The sequence below is a fragment of the Leifsonia naganoensis genome (assembly GCF_013410615.1).
Classification (GTDB): Bacteria; Actinomycetota; Actinomycetes; order Actinomycetales; family Microbacteriaceae; genus Leifsonia; species Leifsonia aquatica.
The window spans coordinates 549479-567346 of record NZ_JACCHJ010000001.1; the positions used below are offsets into that span (position 1 = coordinate 549479).

At 69.4% G+C, this 17868-nt stretch carries 16 protein-coding genes; 3 read left to right on the forward strand and 13 right to left on the reverse strand.

Going from position 1 to position 17868, the window contains the following annotated elements:
- The first annotated feature begins 33 nt into the window (after positions 1–33).
- Positions 34–507: a thioredoxin-dependent thiol peroxidase gene (gene bcp / locus HNR14_RS02745; protein WP_021759695.1), complete on the forward strand. Its 474-nt coding sequence runs from the start codon at positions 34–36 to the stop codon at positions 505–507.
- 30 nt (positions 508–537) lie between these two features.
- Here the strand turns inward: bcp and HNR14_RS02750 are convergent, their stop codons facing one another.
- The 7 genes from HNR14_RS02750 to HNR14_RS02780 all read right to left on the reverse strand — a co-directional run bounded on the left by HNR14_RS02750 (position 538) and on the right by HNR14_RS02780 (position 6772).
- Positions 538–1302 carry an ATP-binding cassette domain-containing protein gene (locus tag HNR14_RS02750; RefSeq protein ID WP_179699759.1) on the reverse strand — a complete coding sequence of 255 codons (765 nt, stop codon included), beginning with the start codon at positions 1300–1302 and terminating at the stop codon, positions 538–540.
- The gene (locus HNR14_RS02755; RefSeq protein WP_179699761.1) at positions 1299–2087 is read right to left on the reverse strand and encodes an ATP-binding cassette domain-containing protein; all 789 of its coding nucleotides are present in this window, start codon (positions 2085–2087) and stop codon (positions 1299–1301) included. The genes HNR14_RS02750 and HNR14_RS02755 overlap by 4 nt, the downstream gene beginning before the upstream one ends.
- Positions 2084–2962 (reverse strand): ABC transporter permease, encoded by an 879-nt coding sequence (locus HNR14_RS02760; protein ID WP_179699763.1) that lies wholly within the window; start codon positions 2960–2962, stop codon positions 2084–2086. The genes HNR14_RS02755 and HNR14_RS02760 overlap by 4 nt, the downstream gene beginning before the upstream one ends.
- Positions 2959–3921 (reverse strand): ABC transporter permease, encoded by a 963-nt coding sequence (locus HNR14_RS02765; protein WP_179699764.1) that lies wholly within the window; start codon positions 3919–3921, stop codon positions 2959–2961. The genes HNR14_RS02760 and HNR14_RS02765 overlap by 4 nt, the downstream gene beginning before the upstream one ends.
- 75 nt (positions 3922–3996) lie before the next feature.
- Entirely contained in the window at positions 3997–5499 is a 1503-nt protein-coding gene (locus tag HNR14_RS02770; RefSeq protein WP_246311511.1) for an ABC transporter substrate-binding protein, read from the reverse strand.
- A gap of 55 nt (positions 5500–5554) precedes the next feature.
- A complete protein-coding gene (locus tag HNR14_RS02775; RefSeq protein ID WP_179699766.1) occupies positions 5555–6328 on the reverse strand; it encodes a DUF1684 domain-containing protein in 774 nt (257 codons plus the stop codon).
- Between the two features lie 36 nt (positions 6329–6364).
- Positions 6365–6772 (reverse strand): hypothetical protein, encoded by a 408-nt coding sequence (locus HNR14_RS02780; protein ID WP_343064398.1) that lies wholly within the window; start codon positions 6770–6772, stop codon positions 6365–6367.
- Positions 6773–6997: 225 nt separating this feature from the next.
- On the opposite strand from HNR14_RS02780, the gene HNR14_RS02785 reads away from it, so the two are divergent.
- Positions 6998–7246 carry a WhiB family transcriptional regulator gene (locus HNR14_RS02785; RefSeq protein ID WP_018190103.1) on the forward strand — a complete coding sequence of 83 codons (249 nt, stop codon included), beginning with the start codon at positions 6998–7000 and terminating at the stop codon, positions 7244–7246.
- A 149-nt stretch (positions 7247–7395) separates the two neighbouring features.
- On the opposite strand, the gene HNR14_RS02790 is transcribed toward HNR14_RS02785, so the two are convergent.
- Entirely contained in the window at positions 7396–8889 is a 1494-nt protein-coding gene (locus HNR14_RS02790) for a sensor histidine kinase (RefSeq protein WP_039923344.1), read from the reverse strand.
- 275 nt (positions 8890–9164) lie between these two features.
- On the opposite strand from HNR14_RS02790, the gene HNR14_RS02795 reads away from it, so the two are divergent.
- Positions 9165–9803 (forward strand): Rv3235 family protein, encoded by a 639-nt coding sequence (locus tag HNR14_RS02795; protein ID WP_179699768.1) that lies wholly within the window; start codon positions 9165–9167, stop codon positions 9801–9803.
- Between the two features lie 63 nt (positions 9804–9866).
- On the opposite strand, the gene secA is transcribed toward HNR14_RS02795, so the two are convergent.
- The 5 genes from secA to mtrB all read right to left on the reverse strand — a co-directional run bounded on the left by secA (position 9867) and on the right by mtrB (position 17852).
- Positions 9867–12674: a preprotein translocase subunit SecA gene (gene secA / locus HNR14_RS02800; RefSeq protein ID WP_179699770.1), complete on the reverse strand. Its 2808-nt coding sequence runs from the start codon at positions 12672–12674 to the stop codon at positions 9867–9869.
- 218 nt (positions 12675–12892) lie between these two features.
- Positions 12893–13594, reverse strand: a complete 702-nt coding sequence (gene hpf, locus HNR14_RS02805; RefSeq protein WP_179699772.1) for a ribosome hibernation-promoting factor, HPF/YfiA family — start codon at positions 13592–13594, stop codon at positions 12893–12895.
- 110 nt (positions 13595–13704) lie between these two features.
- A complete protein-coding gene (locus HNR14_RS02810) occupies positions 13705–14421 on the reverse strand; it encodes a ComF family protein (protein WP_179699774.1) in 717 nt (238 codons plus the stop codon).
- A gap of 87 nt (positions 14422–14508) precedes the next feature.
- Positions 14509–16203, reverse strand: a complete 1695-nt coding sequence (locus tag HNR14_RS02815) for an LpqB family beta-propeller domain-containing protein (RefSeq protein WP_021764601.1) — start codon at positions 16201–16203, stop codon at positions 14509–14511.
- Positions 16200–17852 carry an MtrAB system histidine kinase MtrB gene (gene mtrB / locus HNR14_RS02820; protein ID WP_179699776.1) on the reverse strand — a complete coding sequence of 551 codons (1653 nt, stop codon included), beginning with the start codon at positions 17850–17852 and terminating at the stop codon, positions 16200–16202. Before mtrB ends, HNR14_RS02815 begins: the two co-directional genes overlap by 4 nt.
- Positions 17853–17868 lie beyond the last annotated feature (16 nt).

Below are 17868 nucleotides of genomic sequence, written 5' to 3' on the forward strand. Positions count from 1 at the left end.
CAGCGCCCGCGGCGCGTACGTCAGAATGGAGGCATGACTGACGTGCGACTCGAAGCCGGCGATACTGCCCCCGCGTTCACCCTCACCGACCAGGACGGCTCGCCCGTGTCGCTCGGCGACTACGCCGGGGAGAACGTGATCGTGTACTTCTACCCGGCCGCGATGACGCCGGGCTGCACCAAGGAGGCCTGCGACTTCCGCGACAACCTCAACTCGCTGAAGTCCAGCGGCTATCGGGTGATCGGCATCTCGAAGGACGCCCCGGCGCAGAACAAGAAGTTCCAGGAGCAGGAGGGGCTCAACTTCCCGCTGCTGTCCGACGAGGACCTCGCGGTGCACAACGCATACGGCGCCTACGGCGAGAAGAAGCTCTACGGCAAGGTGGTGCAGGGCGTCATCCGCTCGACCTTCGTGGTCGACCCGGACGGCTCCGTGCGACTGCCGCTCTACAACGTCAAGGCCACGGGCCACGTCGCCTCGCTCCGCAAGAAGCTCGGCCTCGACTGACCCGGGCCCGGTGCCCGCTCCCGCGCCCGGCTAGGCCGGGAGGCGCGGCACCGACGCGAGCAGCCGCTGCGTGTAGGGGTCGGCCGGGGAGCGCAGCACGTCCCGGGTCGGCCCCTGCTCCACGATCCGGCCGCCCTGCAGCACGACCGTCTCGGCGCACAGGGACGCGACGACGCTGAGGTCGTGCGAGACCATCACGACGGTCATCCCCTCGTCCGCCGCCAGTCGGCCCAGCAGCTCCACGATCTGGATGCGCGTCGTCACGTCGAGCGCGCTCACGGGCTCGTCCGCGAGCAGCACCCGCGGCCGGGAGACGATGGCGCGGGCGATCGCGATGCGCTGACGCTGGCCGCCGGAGAACTCGTGCGGGTAGCGGCCGGCGGCATCCGCGGGGAGCGCGACGGCCTCGAGAGCGGCCGCGACGCGGTCGCGGGCCTCGGCTCCGGAAGCGAGCCGCAGGGAGGCGAGCGGCTCGCCCACGATCCGCCCGACGCTCTGGCGCGGGTCGAGGGACGAGTACGGGTCCTGGAAGACCGTCTGCACGCTGCGCCGGAACTCGCGCATCAGCGATCGGTCGCGCCGGTCGAGCGGGGCGCCGTCGAACAGCACCTCGCCGGTCGTGGGCCCGGAGAGACCCAGCAGCAGCGAGAGGATGGTGGTCTTGCCCGCGCCGGACTCGCCGACCAGCCCGACGCTGCGGCCGGCCTCGACGGTCAGCGAGACGCCCTCGAGGGCGGCGCCGGTCGCGCGCCGGTAGCGGAAACCGGCGTCACGGAGCTCCAGGATGGCGGTCACGACACCTCCAGTGCTGCGTCGAGCTCACGGGCGCTGCGCACGAGTTCGACGGTGTACGGGTCCGTGGGAGCGTCGAGGAGGCGCAGGAGGGCGCCCTCCTCCACCACGCGTCCGCCGCGGAGCACGAGCGCGCGGTCGGTCATGCGCGACACCACGGCGAGGTCGTGGCTGACGAACAGCAGCGACATCCCCCGGTCGGCGATGAGCGTGTCGAGCAGGGAAAGCACCTCGGCCTGCACGGTCACGTCCAGGGCGGTCGTCGGCTCGTCGGCGATCAGCAGCTGCGGGCGGCAGGCGAGCGCGGCGGCGATGGCGACACGCTGGCGCTGGCCGCCCGAGATCTCGTGCGGGTACGCCCGCGCGATCCGCTCCGGATCCGGCAGGCGGACCTCGTCGAGCGCTTCCCGGACGGCGGTGCGCAGCGCGGCCCCGCGCAGCCCGAGATGGCGCTTCAGCGGTTCAGCGACCTGCTGGCCGAGCCGCATGAGCGGGTCGAGCGCGGTCAACGGCTCCTGGAACACGAACGACACGGTCCGGCCGCGCAGCGGGACCAGGTCGCGCTCCCTCGCCCCGACGACCTGCACGCCGTCGAGCTCGACGCTGCCGGTCGCGGTCAGCCCGTCGGGGAGCAGTCCCGCGACGGCGAAGGAGGTCAGGGACTTGCCCGAGCCGGACTCGCCGATCAGGCTCACCCGCTCCCCCGCGCCGATCGAGAACGAGACGTCGCGGACGAGCGGAGAGCCGTCGCGCGCCGAGACGGAGAGGTTGCGCACGTCGAGGATCATCGCGATCGCCTCCTGGTCGGGTCGGCGACGTCGCGCAGTCCGTCGGCCACGAGGTTCACGCCGATCACGAGGATCACGAGGACGATGCCGGGCGCGATGGCTCCGACCGGGGCGACCGCCACGGTCCCCTGCGCCTCCTGCAGGAGGCGACCCCAGGATGCGTTCGGCGGCGGTGCGCCGAGTCCGAGGTACGACAGGCTTGCCTCGGCGAGCACGGCGATGCCGAACTGCAGCGCCAGATTGACCAGCAGGGTCGGCCAGATGTTGGGCAGGATGTGGCGCGCGACGACGCCTGGCCACGTGGTCCCCGACGTGCGAGCGGCCGTGACGTACTGCTGGGAGAGCACGCGTTTCGACAGCACCCGGGTCAACCGCGCGATGACGGCCGACATCGCCAGACCGATCGCGAGGATCGCCGTGCCGAGCGAAGCGCCCTGGGCCGCGACGATGAGCATCGCCAGGAGGAGGGTCGGGAAGGCGATGAGGATGTCGAGGATCGCCGAGATCGTGTCGTCGAGCCAGGTCGACGCGAACGCGGCGAGCAGGCCGATCGTGATGCCGACGACGGCCCCGATGAGCACGGCGCCGAGGCCGACCGCCAGAGCGATCCGCGCGCCCACCATCAGCTGCGACAGGAGGTCGCGGCCGAGCTTGTCGGTGCCGAGCCAGTGCGCCGGGCCCGGTGGTTCGAGGCGGCTGCCGGCCGTGTCGCTGGGGGCGTACGGGAGCCAGAAGAACGACACGAGCGCGACGACCACGACCAGGCCGACGAGCGTCAGCCCGATCCCGAGCGTCACGGAACGGCGGCCGCGGCGACGCACGCCCGGCTGCGGAGCGGCGCCCTGCGCCGCGGCCTGATCGACGACCGCGCTCATCGGTTCCCCGAGATGCTCTGCCGCAGCCGCGGGTCGACGAGACGCTGCACGACGTCGGCGGCGAAGCCGATGATCAGCACGGCGAAGGTCGAGACGAAGAGGATGCCCTGGATGGTCTGGAAGTCGTGCTGCTCGATCGCCCGCAGCAGCATGCTCCCGAGCCCGGGGAGGGTGAAGACGCTCTCGACGACCACGGCGCCGAGGAAAGTCGTCGCCAGCTCGATGCCGAGGATGGAGATGACGGGCACGGCGCCGTTGCGCAGGCCGTGCCGCCACATGGCCGTGCCGAAGCCCGAGCCGAGCGCGCGGGCATTGCGTAGATAGTCGCTCCCGATGACGTCGAGCGTCGCGCTCCGCACGTAGCGCGCGATGGAGGCGCTCATCACGATGGCGATGGTGATGATCGGCAGGGCGAGCGATTGCAGCGCGGCTGCCGGATCGGCCCAGTCGTCGCGCGGGAACCCGCCGGACGGGAACCAGCGCAGGTTGATCGAGAAGACGCTGACCAGCAGGATGCCGACCCAGAAGACCGGCACGGCGATGCCGAGCTGCGAGAACGCGGACAGCGCGATCCCGTACCACCGGTCGGCCTTCCACGCGGCGACGAAGCCGATCGGGAGCGCCAGCACGAGCGCGACCACGAAGGAGATCAGAGTGAGCGGGACCGTCACGGCGAGGCGGGAGACGATCTCGGGCCCGACGGGGAGCGACGTGATGAACGACTCGCCCAGATCGAGGGTGAGGAGGCTGCCGAACCAGGAGAAGAACTGCTCGATCAGCGGCCGGTTGCTGCCCACCTGCTCCTGCGCCGCCGCGATCTGCTGCGGGGTGGCGTTGACGGAGAGCAGCGCATTGGCCGGGTCGCCCGGCAGCACGCGCAGCAGGAAGAACAGCACGACCATGGCGAGCAGCAGCGACACCACGAGGAACGCGGTGCGACGCAACAGATAAGGAGCCATGGTCTTTTCAGCGTAGATGCCCGGGGAGTCCGTCACGGACTCCCCGGGCGATCGGTGGATAACTCGCGCGGGGCGCTACTTCTTGACGATGTCGTACGTGTAGAACGTCGAGTTCAGCCCGTTGACGGTGTAGCCGGCGAGGTCGCTCGACGCGACGACGATCTGCGGCGTGAGGTAGAGCCACACGCTCGCCGCATCCTTCGCGATCTGCTCGTTGACCAGCTTCAGCTTCGCCGTCTGCTCCGCGGTCGTGGACGACTGCTCGGCCTCGCTCACCCACTGGGTGACCTGCGGGTTGTTGTAGCCCCAGTAGAAGTCCGGGTTGCCGTACCAGACCACGTCGCGGTCGTTGACGTGCTCCTGGAGGGTCGCCTCGAAGTTCTTCTCCTTGAACACCTTCGAGTACCACTCGTCGGCGGAGATGGTGTTGATGTTCACCGTGATGCCGACCTTGGCGAGCTCGCTCTTCACGAACTCGGCGACCGCGGGGTGCGGGTCGTAGCTCGGGGTGTCGAGCGTGAAGGTGAAGCCGTCCGGGTAGCCGGCCTCGGCCAGCTCCTTCTTGGCGAGCGAGACGTCGTACGGGTTCACCTTGGTGAGGTCCTCGTACCAGGGGTCGCTCGGCGGGACCATCGAGCCGATGAGCGTGCCGTAGTCGCCCCAGATGGAGTTCAGCAGCTTCTTGGTGTCGATCGCGGAGTAGACCGCCTTGCGGACCTCGGCCTTGTCGAACGGCGCGACGCGGTCGTTGAACGCCAGGAGCTCCTTGACCGTCGACTTGCCGTCGTTGACGCGAAAGTCCTTGTTGTCCTTGATCTGCGCCAGGGAGTCCGGGCTCTGGATGTTGGTGACGATGTCGACCTGGTTGGTCAGGAGCGCGTTCGAGAGCGCGGACGCGTCGGTGAAGTAGTCGAAGACGACCTCCTTGTTCTTCGCCTTCGCACCCCAGTAGCCGCTCCAGCGCTCGATGCTGAGCGAGCTGCCGCGCTTCCACGTGCCGAGCGTGTACGGTCCGGTGCCGTCCTCCGCCGTCTTGTAGTCCTTGACGCCCGGACCGTAGATCCAGACGTAGCTGAGGTTGTACGGCAGCGAGATCGACCGGCTCTTCAGGGTGATGACGACCGTGTGCGCGTCCGGGGTCTCGATGCCCGAGATCACCGCGAGCTGTGACTTGCGCGCCGACTGGGAGTCGTCGGCGGTCACGCGCTCGATGCTGCGCTTGACGTCCGCGCTGGTGAACTCGGAGCCGCCGTGGAACTTCACGCCCTCACGGAGGGTGAAGGTGTAGGTGAGGCCGTCTTCACTGGTCGTGTACTTGGTGGCGAGGAGGGGCTCGACCTTGCCGTCGTCGGTGAGCTTGAACAGCCCCTCGTAGACGTTGCCGTTGAACGCCTCGGTCACACCGCTGCCGCTGCCGGCCGTGTTGTCGAGGTGCACCGGCTCGTTCTGCGAGCCGACGGCGATCGTCGCGTCCGTACCGGACGCCGACGAGGAGGACGAGGCGCCCGAGCACCCGGCGAGGGCCAGCGCCGTGGCGAGGCCGATCGCGAGCGTCGCGAGCAGGGGGGTCTTTCTCAACGGAGTTCTCCTGTGCTGTGGGGAGGGTGATGGGGGTGGATGGTGCCGGATGCGCTCAGTGCGCGCCGCCCGAGCGGAGCACGACGCGCTTCTCACCCGCGGGGACGGGCACGGAGAAGCGGTTGTTCCGCGGCGGCAGCGGACAGTTGTACTGGTCCGAGAAGCCGCAGGGAGGCACGAATGCGCGGTTGAAGTCCAAGACGACGCGGTCTCCGTCGCGCTGCACGAAGAGGAACCGGCCGGACGCGTACGTCCCGCTCTCCCCCTCGGCACCGTTGGTCGCGTCGGCGAACACCAGCAGGAGGGTGCCGTCGTCATCGAACGCGCTCAAGGTGTAGTCCACGCCGTCGCGGCTGAAGGTGATGTCGCCCGGGACGACGAGCTCGCGGGTCAGGCCGTTGTCGCGCAGGTGCTCGAACGGCACGGTGCGATCGGCCGCGACCGGGTGGAACTCCGCCTCCACGACCCACGACGGGTCGAACGGGAAGGCCGCGATGGTCTCGAAGGCGCGGATCGCGGGCGATGCCGCGTCCCACAGGCGGATGCCGCGCTCCGGCTCACCCGTCTCCAGACTGCGGCGGCTGAGCTCGGTCGCCGTGACGGTCTCTGGCTGCCCGGCGAGCGCCTCCTCCGCGGTGGTGGTGTCGCCAGCGGCCAGCCAACGCGTCTCGACGAGCGCGAGGTTACCGGTCGGGCCGACGACCGAGGAGAGCCGCGCCTGGCGCCAGGCGTCGTAGCCGGCGCGGGCGGCGTCGACGGAGGCCGGCGAGGCGGTGGAGGGTGCGGGGGTCTGCTGCGGGGCGGAGAGATCAGTCACGATGTCGGGCATAACGCACTCAGTCTGCGTCTTGTTCCCGCCGAATGCTCATTCGTGTTGCTCCGTGTTGCGCACCGTGGCGCGGACGACCGATGGCGTCAGCGCGAGAACGCCCGCGACGATCGCGGGGATGAGCAGTGCCCAGCCGAGGTCGGGGCGCGCGACGAGACCCTGGAAGCAGCCGACGGCGACGGCGATCTGCAGGATCTGGATGGTCACCGTCGAGGCCCGCGCCCACGCCCGCTTGCGCAGGATGCCCACCGCCGTCACGATGACCCAGATCGCTGCCAGCGCCGTCAGGACGAAGATCGCGATCGCCGTCGTCAGGTACTCCGGCGTCAGCGTGAGCAGATCGATCAGGAGCCAGACGGCGAGTCCGGTGACCAGGGCGGCCTCCAGGAACAGGATCACCGCGAGCGCCAGGAGCGCTGGCGGACGCGTGGTCGAACCGGGCACTATACCACCCCACCATTTCCGTCTTGTGTTCTCAGCGTTATCCCATACAAAACTATTGATTCGAGTTAAGCGCTATGGGAGCATATTGGAGGTCGAGTTAGTGCTCACAGGGTGGTGGGCAGGTCTTTTTCCCAACGGATCTGAAGAACCCTGTAACCCGACTGTTTATCTGCATCTTAGGCCACTGAGGCCAGGAAACATTCAGCAAACAAGGAGCATATCTTCATGGATTGGCGCGACAAAGCCGCCTGCCTGACCGCGGACCCCGAGCTTTTCTTCCCCGTCGGAAACACGGGTCCCGCCGTCGACCAGATCGACAAGGCGAAGGCGGTCTGCGCGCGCTGCACCGTCACCGAGATCTGCCTGCAGTACGCACTCGAGACCGGCCAGGACTCGGGCGTCTGGGGTGGTCTCTCCGAGGACGAGCGCCGCGCACTCAAGCGCCGTGCCGCCCGGGCCCGCCGCGCCTCCTAGCGGCACGCTCCACCGAAACGTCACCACCTCGCACCACGGCACTGCCGAGGCGGCGCTCCGCATCCAGCTGGACGGACACCTAGCACCCCGAACAGCAACGACTCCGCGGAGCGCCCCTCGGCTTTTCTCGTCAGAGGCGACCCCCCGGGTCAGATCGTGGTGAGGTAGCGCAGCGGGACCTCGATGGTGACCTCGGTCCCCTGACCCATCAGGGTGTGCCAGTCGATCGCGCCGCCCAGCTCGCCCTGGATGAGCGTGCGGACGATCTGCGTCCCTAGCCCCGACCCGACCTTGCCCTCCGGCAGCCCCGAGCCGTTGTCGACCACCTTGACCGTCAGCGACTCCGCCGAACGGTTCGCGATGATCTCGACCTGCCCCTCGCGGCCGGCGAGCCCGTGCTCGACGGCATTCGTGACCAGCTCGGTCAGCGCGAGCGCGAGCGGCGTCGCGTACTCGCTCGGAAGGGTGCCGAACGAACCCGTCTTCTTCGGGTGGACCGTCGTCGTGTGGCTGGCGGCGACCTCCGCCACGAGCAGCAGGACTCGGTCGAACACGTCGTCGAAGTCCACGATCTGAGCGAGTCCGGTCGAGAGCGTGTCGTGGACGACGGCGATCGCCGCGACACGACGCATCGCCTGGCTGAGGGCCTCACGGGCCTCTTCCGAGTGGGTCCGGCGGGCCTGGATGCGCAGCAGAGACGCGACGGTCTGCAGGTTGTTCTTCACCCGGTGGTGGATCTCGCGGATGGTCGCGTCCTTGGTGATCAGCTCGCGCTCCTGATGGCGCTGCTCGGAGACGTCGCGGCAGAGCACGATGGCGCCGACGCGCTCCCCACGGTTGCGGATCGGAATGGCGCGGAGCGAAACGGTGACGCCGCGGGCCTCGATGTCGGTTCGCCACGGCGCGCGGCCGGTGACGACGAGCGGCAGCGATTCGTCGACGGTGAGGGTACCCGCGACGAGGCCGGTGGTGACCGTGGCCAGCGACTGGCCCTCCAGCTCGCCCGTGAAGCCCATGCGGTTGAAGGCGCTCAGCGCGTTGGGGCTCGCGAACGTCGTCGTACCGTCGACGTCGAGCCGGATGAGGCCGTCCGCCGCGCGCGGCGCTCCACGCCGTGGTGCTGCGGGAGCCCCGAGGTCCGGGAAGTCCCCGGTGGCGATCATGCTGAACAGGTCGTTGGCGCACTCGTTGAACGTCAGCTCCTGACGGCTGGGAGTGCGTGCCTCGCTGAGGTTCGTGTGCCGGGTGACGACGGCGATCGGCTCGTCGGCCGTGTTGGGCGAGTGGACCGTGAGCCGGCGGATGACGGGGACGGCGCGCACGCGCGTGGGGGTCTCCTCGTACCAGTCGGGCGCGGAGGTGTCGATGATCTCCTTCGTGCGGAAGGCATCGGTCACCTGCTGCTTCCACTCGGGCTTGATGCGCTGCCCGACGAAGTCGCGGTAGAAGAGCGTCGCGGCGCTCGAGGGCCGCGCGTGGGCGACCGCGACGAAGTCGTCGTCGGTCGTCGGCACCCAGAGGACGATGTCCGCGAAAGCCAGATCCGCGAGCAGCTGCCAGTCGCCGACGAGCCCGTGGAGCCATTCCACATCGGCCTCGGACGAACGGCCTTGGGCATGGATGAGATCACTGAGCGTCGACACCCCCCTAGTTTAGGCGGACCTCCGAAGCCGGACGCCGGTTATCCACACGCGCGTTGGCACCCTGGACTCCCCCGCCCGCCACTGCTTGAGTGAGGTCGTGCGAACCGCGGCCGGGGGGCCGTGTCAGAGATCAGGGGGAATCGTGAGCACGAGCATTCCAGCGCGCATCGGCGACGGTACGGCGCCACGCTCCGGGCACGGCAGGTCTCCGCCAGGCCCCGCCCCGCCGACGATGGCAGACGCCGCACCACACCCAGCACAGCACAAGGAGACCCATGTCGACGAGAGCGACGACGATCGAACGACTCGCCCCACGCGGACGGACGACCGCGACGGACACGACCACCCCCGCGTGGCAGGGCAGGAGGGGCGATCTGCACGATGCCCTCCCGGAAGCGGCGCGCCGGTCGTTCGCGGCGCATCCCGTCAATCACAGTCCTCGCGCGCGGACGAACGGCGCGGACACCGACGCCGCCACGACGCGAACGCCCGCCGAGCCCTCGCCCGCAGCGACATCGAATGCCGCCGAGACGGATGCCGACCAGGCGCAGATGCGACTGGATCAGGCGCGACTCGATCAGGACCCGACTCTGTTGTGCGCGAACCTGGCCCTGTGCGTCGTCGAGATCCTGGCGGGCGCGCGCGCCCTCGATCAGATCGGCCGATGGGTCACCGACTCGGTCTTCGTCCACCTGCTGCGCCGCACTGTGATCGCGGCGCGCTCCCGTGCGGTCTCCGCCCAGGAGGCGATGCGTCCGCGGTTCTCGATCGGCACGCCGCGGCTGACGCATCCGGCGGAGGGTGTCGTCGAGGCGGTCGTGATGGTGCACCAGGTCTCGCGGTCGCGGGTGATCGCGCTTCGACTGGAACGTCATCGCGCGCGCTGGCGCGCGACCGCGATCAGCGTGCTCTGACCCGGAAACGCCGTATGGCGGCCCCGAAGGGCCGCCATACGGTGATGCGAGGACCCGTCGGGGTCAGCGCTTCTTGGACTGTGCGCGACGCTCGGCGCGATTGGCGGGCGCCTCGTCGGCGTCGGCAGAGACGGCCTGTCCGAACGCTCCACGCTGCGTCGCCGCCTGCTGCGGAGCCGCAGCCTGCGGAGCCGCCTGCTGCTGCGCGCGCTGGGCCCGCGCGGTGGCCGCCTTCTCGATCTGACCACGCTGGTTGCGGACCTCGACGCCACCGCCCTCGCCAGGGGCGGAGTAGCTCAGCGCCTGCTCCCCCTCGCCGCGGGCCAGGCCCTTGGCTGCGACAGACGGGGACTCGACCTCGCCGGGAGCCTGGTTGACCTCGACCTCCAGGTTGAAGAGGAAGCCGACCGTCTCCTCGCGGATGGCGCCCATCATCTGCTGGAACATCGCGTAGCCCTCGCGCTGGTACTCGACCAGCGGGTCGCGCTGCGCCATGGCGCGCAGGCCGATGCCGTCCTTGAGGTAGTCCATCTCGTAGAGGTGCTCGCGCCAGCGACGGTCGATGACCGACAGCACGACACGACGCTCGAGCTCGCGCATGGCGGGCTCCCCGAGCGACTCCTCGCGGCGCTGGTAGGCGATGCGGGCGTCCGAGAGGATCTCGCGCCGCATGAACTCGCGGTTGATCCGGCCCTTGTTGCCGGCCTCGGCGATGACCTCGTCGATGCTCACGCCGATCGGGTAGAGCGTCTTCAGCTCCGCCCACAGCGCGTCGAAGTCCCAGTCGTCACCGTTCCCCTCGCCGGTGTGCTGGTCGAGGATGTCGTCGATCACGTCGGTAAGGAACTTCTGCACCCGCTCGTGCAGGTCGTCGCCCTCGAGGATCTGCCGGCGGTCGCCGTAGATGGCCTCGCGCTGGCGGTTGAGGACGTCGTCGTACTTGAGGACGTTCTTGCGGATCTCGGCGTTGCGCGCCTCGACCTGGGACTGGGCGCTGCGGATCGCGCGGCTCACGACCTTCGACTCGATCGCCATGTCGTCCGGTACGCTGGCCCGGCCCATCAGGCTCTCGGCCGCGCCGGCGTTGAACAGGCGCATCAGGTCGTCCGTGAGGGAGAGGTAGAACCGGCTCTCGCCCGGGTCGCCCTGACGACCGGATCGACCGCGGAGCTGGTTGTCGATACGACGGGACTCGTGGCGCTCGGTGCCGAGCACGTAGAGGCCGCCCGCGTCGATGACCTTGTCGGCCTCCTCCTGGACCTTCTCCTTCACATCCGAGAAGACCTGGTCCCACTGCTCTTCGTACTCGTCCGGCGTCTCCACCGGCGACAGGCCGCGGGAGTTCATCTCGGCGACCGCGATGAATTCCGCGTTGCCACCGAGCATGATGTCCGTACCGCGGCCGGCCATGTTGGTCGCGACGGTGACGGCACCGAGACGCCCGGCCTGGGCGACGATCGCTGCCTCGCGCGCGTGGTTCTTCGCGTTGAGGACCTCGTGGCGCACGCCCTTCTTGGCGAGGGCTCGCGAGAGGTACTCGCTCTTCTCGACACTCGTCGTGCCCACCAGAACGGGCTGGCCCTTCTCATGCCGCTTCGCGATGTCCTCGACGACCTGCTCGAACTTGGACTGCTCGTTCTTGTAGACGAGGTCGGGCTGGTCGATGCGCTGCATCGGCTTGTTCGTGGGGATCGGGACCACGCCGAGCTTGTAGGTGCTCATGAACTCGGCGGCCTCGGTCTCGGCCGTACCGGTCATGCCGGAGAGCTTCTTGTAGAGGCGGAAGTAGTTCTGCAGGGTGACCGTGGCGAGGGTCTGGTTCTCGGCCTTGACCTCCACGCCCTCCTTGGCCTCGATCGCCTGGTGGATGCCCTCGTTGTAGCGACGGCCGACCAGGATGCGGCCGGTGTGCTCGTCGACGATGAGCACCTCGCCGTTCATGACCACGTAGTCCTTGTCGCGCTTGAACAGCGCGTTGGCCTTGATGGCGTTGTTGAGGAACGAGATGAGCGGGGTGTTCGCCGACTCGTAGAGGTTGTCGATGCCGAGGTAGTCCTCGACCTTCTCGATGCCGGGCTCGAGCACCCCGATGGTGCGCTTCTTCTCATCGACCTCGAAGTCCTCGCCGACCGTCAGGCGCTTGGCGAGGTTCGCGAACTCGACGAACCAGCGGTTCGCCTCGCCGGACGACGGTCCGGAGATGATGAGCGGCGTCCGGGCCTCGTCGATGAGGATCGAGTCGACCTCGTCGACGATGGCGAAGTAGTGCCCGCGCTGGACCATGTCCTGCGCCTGCCATGCCATGTTGTCGCGCAGGTAGTCGAAGCCGAACTCGTTGTTCGTGCCGTAGGTGATGTCGGCCGCGTACTGCTCGCGGCGCTCCTCGGGGGTCTGCCCGGAGAGGATGACGCCGGTCGTCATGCCGAGGGCGCGGAACACGCGGCCCATCAGCTCGGACTGGTAGCTCGCGAGGTAGTCGTTGACCGTGATGACGTGGACGCCGCGGCTGGCGATCGCGTTGAGGTATGCGGCCGTGGTCGCGACGAGGGTCTTGCCCTCACCGGTCTTCATCTCGGCGATGTTGCCGAGGTGGAGGGCGGCACCGCCCATGAGCTGCACGTCGAAGTGCCGCATGCCGAGCGTGCGCTTCGCGGCCTCGCGGACGGCGGCGAACGCCTCCGGCAGGAGGTCGTCGAGCGACTCGCCGTTGCTGTATCGCTCGCGGAGCTCCACCGTCTCATGCATGAGCTCTTCGTCGGTGAGCGCCGAGAAGTCGTCCTCGAGGGCGTTGACCGCTTTCGCGTACGCCTCGAGCCGACGGAGGGTGCGCCCCTCGCCGAGACGGAGAACCTTTTCCAGAACTGAGGCCACTGATGCACTCCACTTGTGTTCGGTCGGGCCGATCGTGCCCGCGTCCCTGTCGGACGCACGCCGAACGGCTGGCACCGCCGACGTTAGAGACATCGTACGGGATCAGCCGCCCGGTTCCTCCTGCGGGAGCTGAAAGCCAGCCGAATGGAGGGTGAATCCGTGGGACGAGAGCGCCGATGGCGGCCGCCGCCCGGGCGGACGCCATCGGCGCGCTGCCGTCAGCCGAGCTTGCGGCTGGCGGTCGCCACCTCCTGCAGCTCATCGGCGTCGTCGTCCAGCGCGATCACGCCGTAGTCCCAGCCCTTGCGCCGATAGACGACGCTCGGCCGCTCGGTCTCCTGGTCGACGAACAGGTAGAAGTCGTGCCCGACGAGCTCCATGTAATAGAGCGCGTCGTCGACGGTCATCGGAAGAGACGCGAAGACCTTCTTGCGGATCACGACGGGCGAGTACTCCTCTTCGGCGGCCTCGTCGGTCGTCTCCTCGTCCTGCACCACCGGCACGCTTCCGGTCCTGACCTGGTCGAGCACCGCCACCGGCGCCGCGGCGAGCCCCACGGCGCTGAAGCCGTCCGTGCTCGCTTCCCGCAACGAGGTCGGGCGATGCTGCCCGCGATGCACCTTGCGGCGGTCCTTGGCCCTGCGCACGCGTTCGAGGAGCTTTCCCAGCGCGAGGTCGAACGCCGCGTATTTGTCGGTGCCCGTCGCCTCCGACCGCACCACCGCCCCCGGTCCGACGAGCGTCAGCTCAACCCGGTCGTTCCCGTTCTGGCCACCGAGCTTCTCGTTGTGGCGGCTGACCTTGATCTCGAAGGAGATGGCCCGCTCTGCCAGATGCGCGACCTTGTCCGACTTCTCGGTCGCGTATTCACGGAAGCGATCAGTGATTCCCAGGTTGCGTCCGATGATGTTGATGTCCATGGAGACCTCCCTGATCCGACGCGGAGCCGTCCTGATCACGGTGGGCGACCCTCGCGCCTTTTCGACCACCGTAGTGCTCCCCTCTGGGTAAAGGAACCGGAAAACGCATGTTATTCGCTGGGAGCCCGCCGTAACCTCGCCGAGAGCTCCTCCGGAGCGCGGCGCGGCGTCCGTGCGACCGCTGCCGCACCCACCACGACCCCGCCGACTGCCTCGATCGCGCGCGCGGCCTCGGCCACCGTCGCCCCGGAGGTGACGATGTCGTCGATGATCAAGCAGCGCCGACCGCGGAGGCGGCGCGACGCCGCCAGGCTGCCATCGCGGTTGGCCGCACGGCCCGCCGACGAGAGCCCCGCCTGATCATCGGTCTGCCGGGTGAGGCGCAACGCCCGCCACAGCGGAGGGACGAGGATGCACGCGCGGTCGAGCATCATCCCCGACGGGTGGAACCCCCGCTTCCGGCGCGCGGCCGCGGTGGACGGGATCAGGACGGGCAGCAGCGCGTCCGCCCGGCGGCCGGCTGGGACCGCGCTCGCGCGCTGGGCTTCGACGATGGCCGCGCGGAGCGCGCGTCCGAGTGCCGGCGCGGCGTCGACGCGGCCCGATTCCTTGAATGCGAGGAGCACCCGGCGCGGCACACCCGAGTACTCGAGCGCCGACCAGAGAGGGACACCACCCGCCGTCGCCGCGGAGACCCGTGGCGTCAGCTCGCGCCGGCAGGCGGAGCAGAGGCTCCGGTCGGCCTCGCCGCATCCCGAGCATCGGACGGGGAGCAGGACGGCGGCGGCGTCGCGGACGGATTCACGGAGCACGGAGATCGAAGTCATGCGTCCAGCTTCGCGACGGCGGCCGTCCCCAGACGGCGATCTCTCGAATCTGTGGAGGACGCGACCGTCGCGGCACCCTGTGGAGAGCTAGGGCTGTCCGAGCTGGACCGCGACCGCCCCCACCTTGTCGGTCTGCGCCTGCCATCCCGTCCCGGTCGGTGCCTGGAGGCTCCCGTCGGCGGTGAGCACCAGATAGCGGGCGAGGCCGTTCGCCCCGACGATCGTCCGTCCGCCGCCCGGGCCGGTGGTGACGGTCTGCTCGCCCCCGATCGTCTGCTCGACGATGCTCGTCGCGTCTCCGGTCGTCGATGTGAGCAGCGCGACGCTGAGCTCGCCCGTCCAGGCGACCGAGAGCGGAGTCCCGGAGGCCACCGCGAGTTCGACCGGCTGGGTCAACGACGTGGGCACGCCCCCTGAGCCGCGGACGATTCCGGACGCGACGAGGGAGTATCCCGTCGACGTCTGCAGCAACGCGACGATCCGGGTGCCGTCGCGCGAGACGGCGAGCGACCGGATATCGACGGCCGTCGGCCAATCCGTCGCGACGGCGTGGGCCTCCCCGTTCGTCCCCGTCGCCTGCAGCGCGGCCGGAGCGTCCGCCGGGACGGACAGGACCCACCCGCTGTTGTCGATGGTCGGGGGGATCAGGCCGGGCCTGGCATCCACCCGCACCGTGTCGCCGGAGCGCCGGACGAGGTAGACGCCGCCTGCGGAGAGCACAGCGGCCTGGTCGCGCGCAGCATCCAGTGCCACCGCGGTGGGCTGCAATGCCACGACACGCTCGCCGAGCCCGCTCAGCGACGCGACGCTCGACCCGGTCAGCAACCCGAACGAATCTCCGCGGTACACGATCGGGTGTGAGTCGACCGACGGGTCCTGCTGAGGCGCGGCCCCGGAGCTGAGCGGTGAGATCTGCTCCACGTTGCCTTCGATGGAGAGCTGCACGGACTGGGCCAGGCTGCCCAGGCTCTGCTCCAGTTGCAGCTGCATGCGCTGGAGCTGCACGGTGTCGGCGCGCCCGGCCTCGGAGCTGAGATCGACCTGGGCCACCCCGCCAGCAGTCGTCACCGACGGCACCGCGAGCTGGGTTCCTTCGGGGAAGGCGCTGCTCACCGCGCCGGAAAGCCACTTGGCCGGACCGGAGAGGACGGCGCTCGCGACGCGGGTGGCAGAGGTCGCCACCCGAGCGGGGAACCACCGGGCGTCAGGGACCAGGTACGAGAAGTCAGGGCTGTAGAAGTACAGGGTCTGCTGCGTGTAGACCGCACGGAAGGTCGGATCGTCGATGACGACGCCGTTGGGCGCGACGGCGATGCGCCATTCCCCGTCCTGCTTGACGAGCTCATAGCGCAGGCCGATGGGCGCCTTGGTCGTCGCCGGATGATAGGTGCCGACGGAGTCGACGCTCGCGACCGGATCGACGTCGACGCTCCACTGATCGCCGTCGTGGTCGTAGGTGCGGTTGCGGCCGTCGTCGACGGTCACGGATTCGTCCGGGTTCCAGCTCGCCGCCATGGCGGTGGTGAGGTACTCGCGGGCGATCTGGAAGTTGTTCTTCGGGCTGGAGGCGGCGTCGATGAAGCCCTGCACGATGCGCTGCTGGGAGGCTCCCTTCTCAGGCTTCGAGGGGTTGAAGTCGAGGTCGAGCGGGTCGTCCACCTGCGCGACCGTCCCGCCCGGGCGCACCGGACCGGCATCGGGGATGCTTGCGCAGGCGGAGAGCACCACTGCGACGGCGACCACGAGGGCCGCGGCGAGCGCGCGGATCGGCCCGCGGTTCATGCGCGAGCCTCGCTCTCGGTCACGGGGAGGGTGGCGTCCCCGGCCGGGAGGCCGTCGGGCAGCTCCCCCGCGTCTGCCGGCGGCAGCGGCAGCGGGGAGGCGACGATCTCGCGACCAGGCACACGGGGCAGGGTCAACCGGAAGCAGGATCCTTGGCCCGGCATCGACCAGACCTGCAGCCACCCGGAGTGGAGGGTCGCGTCCTCCAGCGAGATGGCCAGCCCCAACCCGGTGCCGCCGAGCGTCCGTTTGCGGGAGGGGTCGGCTCGCCAGAAACGGTCGAACACGTGATTGACGTCCTGGTGGCTCATCCCGATGCCGTAGTCGCGGACGGTGAGGGCCACCGCGGTCTCGTTGCTGTCGACCGTGACGACGATCGGGCGTCCCTCGCCGTGCTCGATCGCGTTCCCGACGAGGTTGCGCACGACCCGGCGGATGCGGCGCGGATCCATCCCGACGTCGAAATAGCCGCCCGGGGCGTCGAGGGTGAGAGGAGATCCGTTCTGCTCGGAGATGGAGCGCAGCTCATCGATGACGTCCTCGGAGAGCCGGACGAGGTTGGTGGGCTCGGGGTCGAGCACGACGGATCCGGCGTCGTACCGGCTGATCTCCAGCAGGTCCGAGAGCAGGCGGTCGAAGCGCTCGACCTGCGTGTGCAGCAGTTCGGCGGTGCGCTCGGTCGCCGGCGGGAACGTCGCGCGCTGGTCGTAGATCACATCTCCGGCGAGGCGGATGGTGGTCAGCGGCGTCCTCAGCTCGTGCGAGACGTCCGAGACGAAACGCTGCTGGAGTTGCGACAGCGTCGCCAGCTGGTTGATCTGGCTCTGCAGGCTGTCCGCCATCCCGTTGAAGGAGCGCGCCAGCGTTGCGAACACGTCCTCACCCCGCTCCGGGATGCGCACCGCGAGATCGCCTGCAGCGAGCCGTTCGCTCGTGCGGGCGGCGACGCGGATCGGCTCAACCACGAAGCGCACGATCACCCAGGTGATCGCGCCGATCAGGACGATCAGGGCGAGCCCGGCGATCAGGAGGGTGTTCTGCACGAACAGCAGCGTGTTCTCCGAGTCGCGCAGGTTGTAGCCGATGTAGAGCTCGTACCGTCCGTACGACGGGAGGGTGAGCTGCGTGCCGACGACGATGCCGGGGTCGGTGGAGCCGGAGACTCCGGGCAGTGCGACGGACTGGTAGAACTGCTTGGTCCCGCCGCTCTGCACCTTGGCGCGGAGGGCGTCCGAGATGACCGAGTTCAGCGCCGGGCTCCCCCGGTCGGGCGGAGCGAGGACGCTGGTGTCCTGGCCAGGCACCCGATAGGCCGCGACGAGGCGGCTCGAGGTCGAGGTCTGCACCGACTGCAGCGCCGAGTTCAGGAGGTTGCGCCCGCCATCCGCCGACGACACGTCGGACGCGTTCATGGTCGTCTGAGCGGCCGTCGTCGCGCGGCTGGAGTCGCGGAGGGCCTGATCGAGCCGCGACTGATAGAGGTCGTTGGAGATGCTCAACGCCATGTAGATCCCGGTCACCAGGATGGCGACGCCGGTGAGCGCGAGGGTGATCGTGACGGTGCGCAGCTGGAGCGACCGGCGCCACTGCCGGGAGAGGCGCGACGGCGCCTGCCGCCACCACTCCCTGTCCGGCCATCGGAACCGCATCGCGACCGTCTCCGCG

Bases quoted from the DNA above. Each gene is read 5' to 3' on its own strand.
- bcp (WP_021759695.1), top strand. From the start codon at position 34: ATGACTGACGTGCGACTCGAAGCCGGCGATACTGCCCCCGCGTTCACC.
- HNR14_RS02755 (WP_179699761.1), bottom strand. From the start codon at position 2,087: ATGATCCTCGACGTGCGCAACCTCTCCGTCTCGGCGCGCGACGGCTCT.
- HNR14_RS02760 (WP_179699763.1), bottom strand. From the start codon at position 2,962: ATGAGCGCGGTCGTCGATCAGGCCGCGGCGCAGGGCGCCGCTCCGCAG.
- HNR14_RS02765 (WP_179699764.1), bottom strand. From the start codon at position 3,921: ATGGCTCCTTATCTGTTGCGTCGCACCGCGTTCCTCGTGGTGTCGCTG.
- HNR14_RS02775 (WP_179699766.1), bottom strand. From the start codon at position 6,328: ATGCCCGACATCGTGACTGATCTCTCCGCCCCGCAGCAGACCCCCGCA.
- HNR14_RS02785 (WP_018190103.1), top strand. From the start codon at position 6,998: ATGGATTGGCGCGACAAAGCCGCCTGCCTGACCGCGGACCCCGAGCTT.
- HNR14_RS02795 (WP_179699768.1), top strand. From the start codon at position 9,165: ATGTCGACGAGAGCGACGACGATCGAACGACTCGCCCCACGCGGACGG.
- hpf (WP_179699772.1), bottom strand. From the start codon at position 13,594: ATGGACATCAACATCATCGGACGCAACCTGGGAATCACTGATCGCTTC.
- HNR14_RS02810 (WP_179699774.1), bottom strand. From the start codon at position 14,421: ATGACTTCGATCTCCGTGCTCCGTGAATCCGTCCGCGACGCCGCCGCC.
- HNR14_RS02815 (WP_021764601.1), bottom strand. From the start codon at position 16,203: ATGAACCGCGGGCCGATCCGCGCGCTCGCCGCGGCCCTCGTGGTCGCC.
- mtrB (WP_179699776.1), bottom strand. From the start codon at position 17,852: ATGCGGTTCCGATGGCCGGACAGGGAGTGGTGGCGGCAGGCGCCGTCG.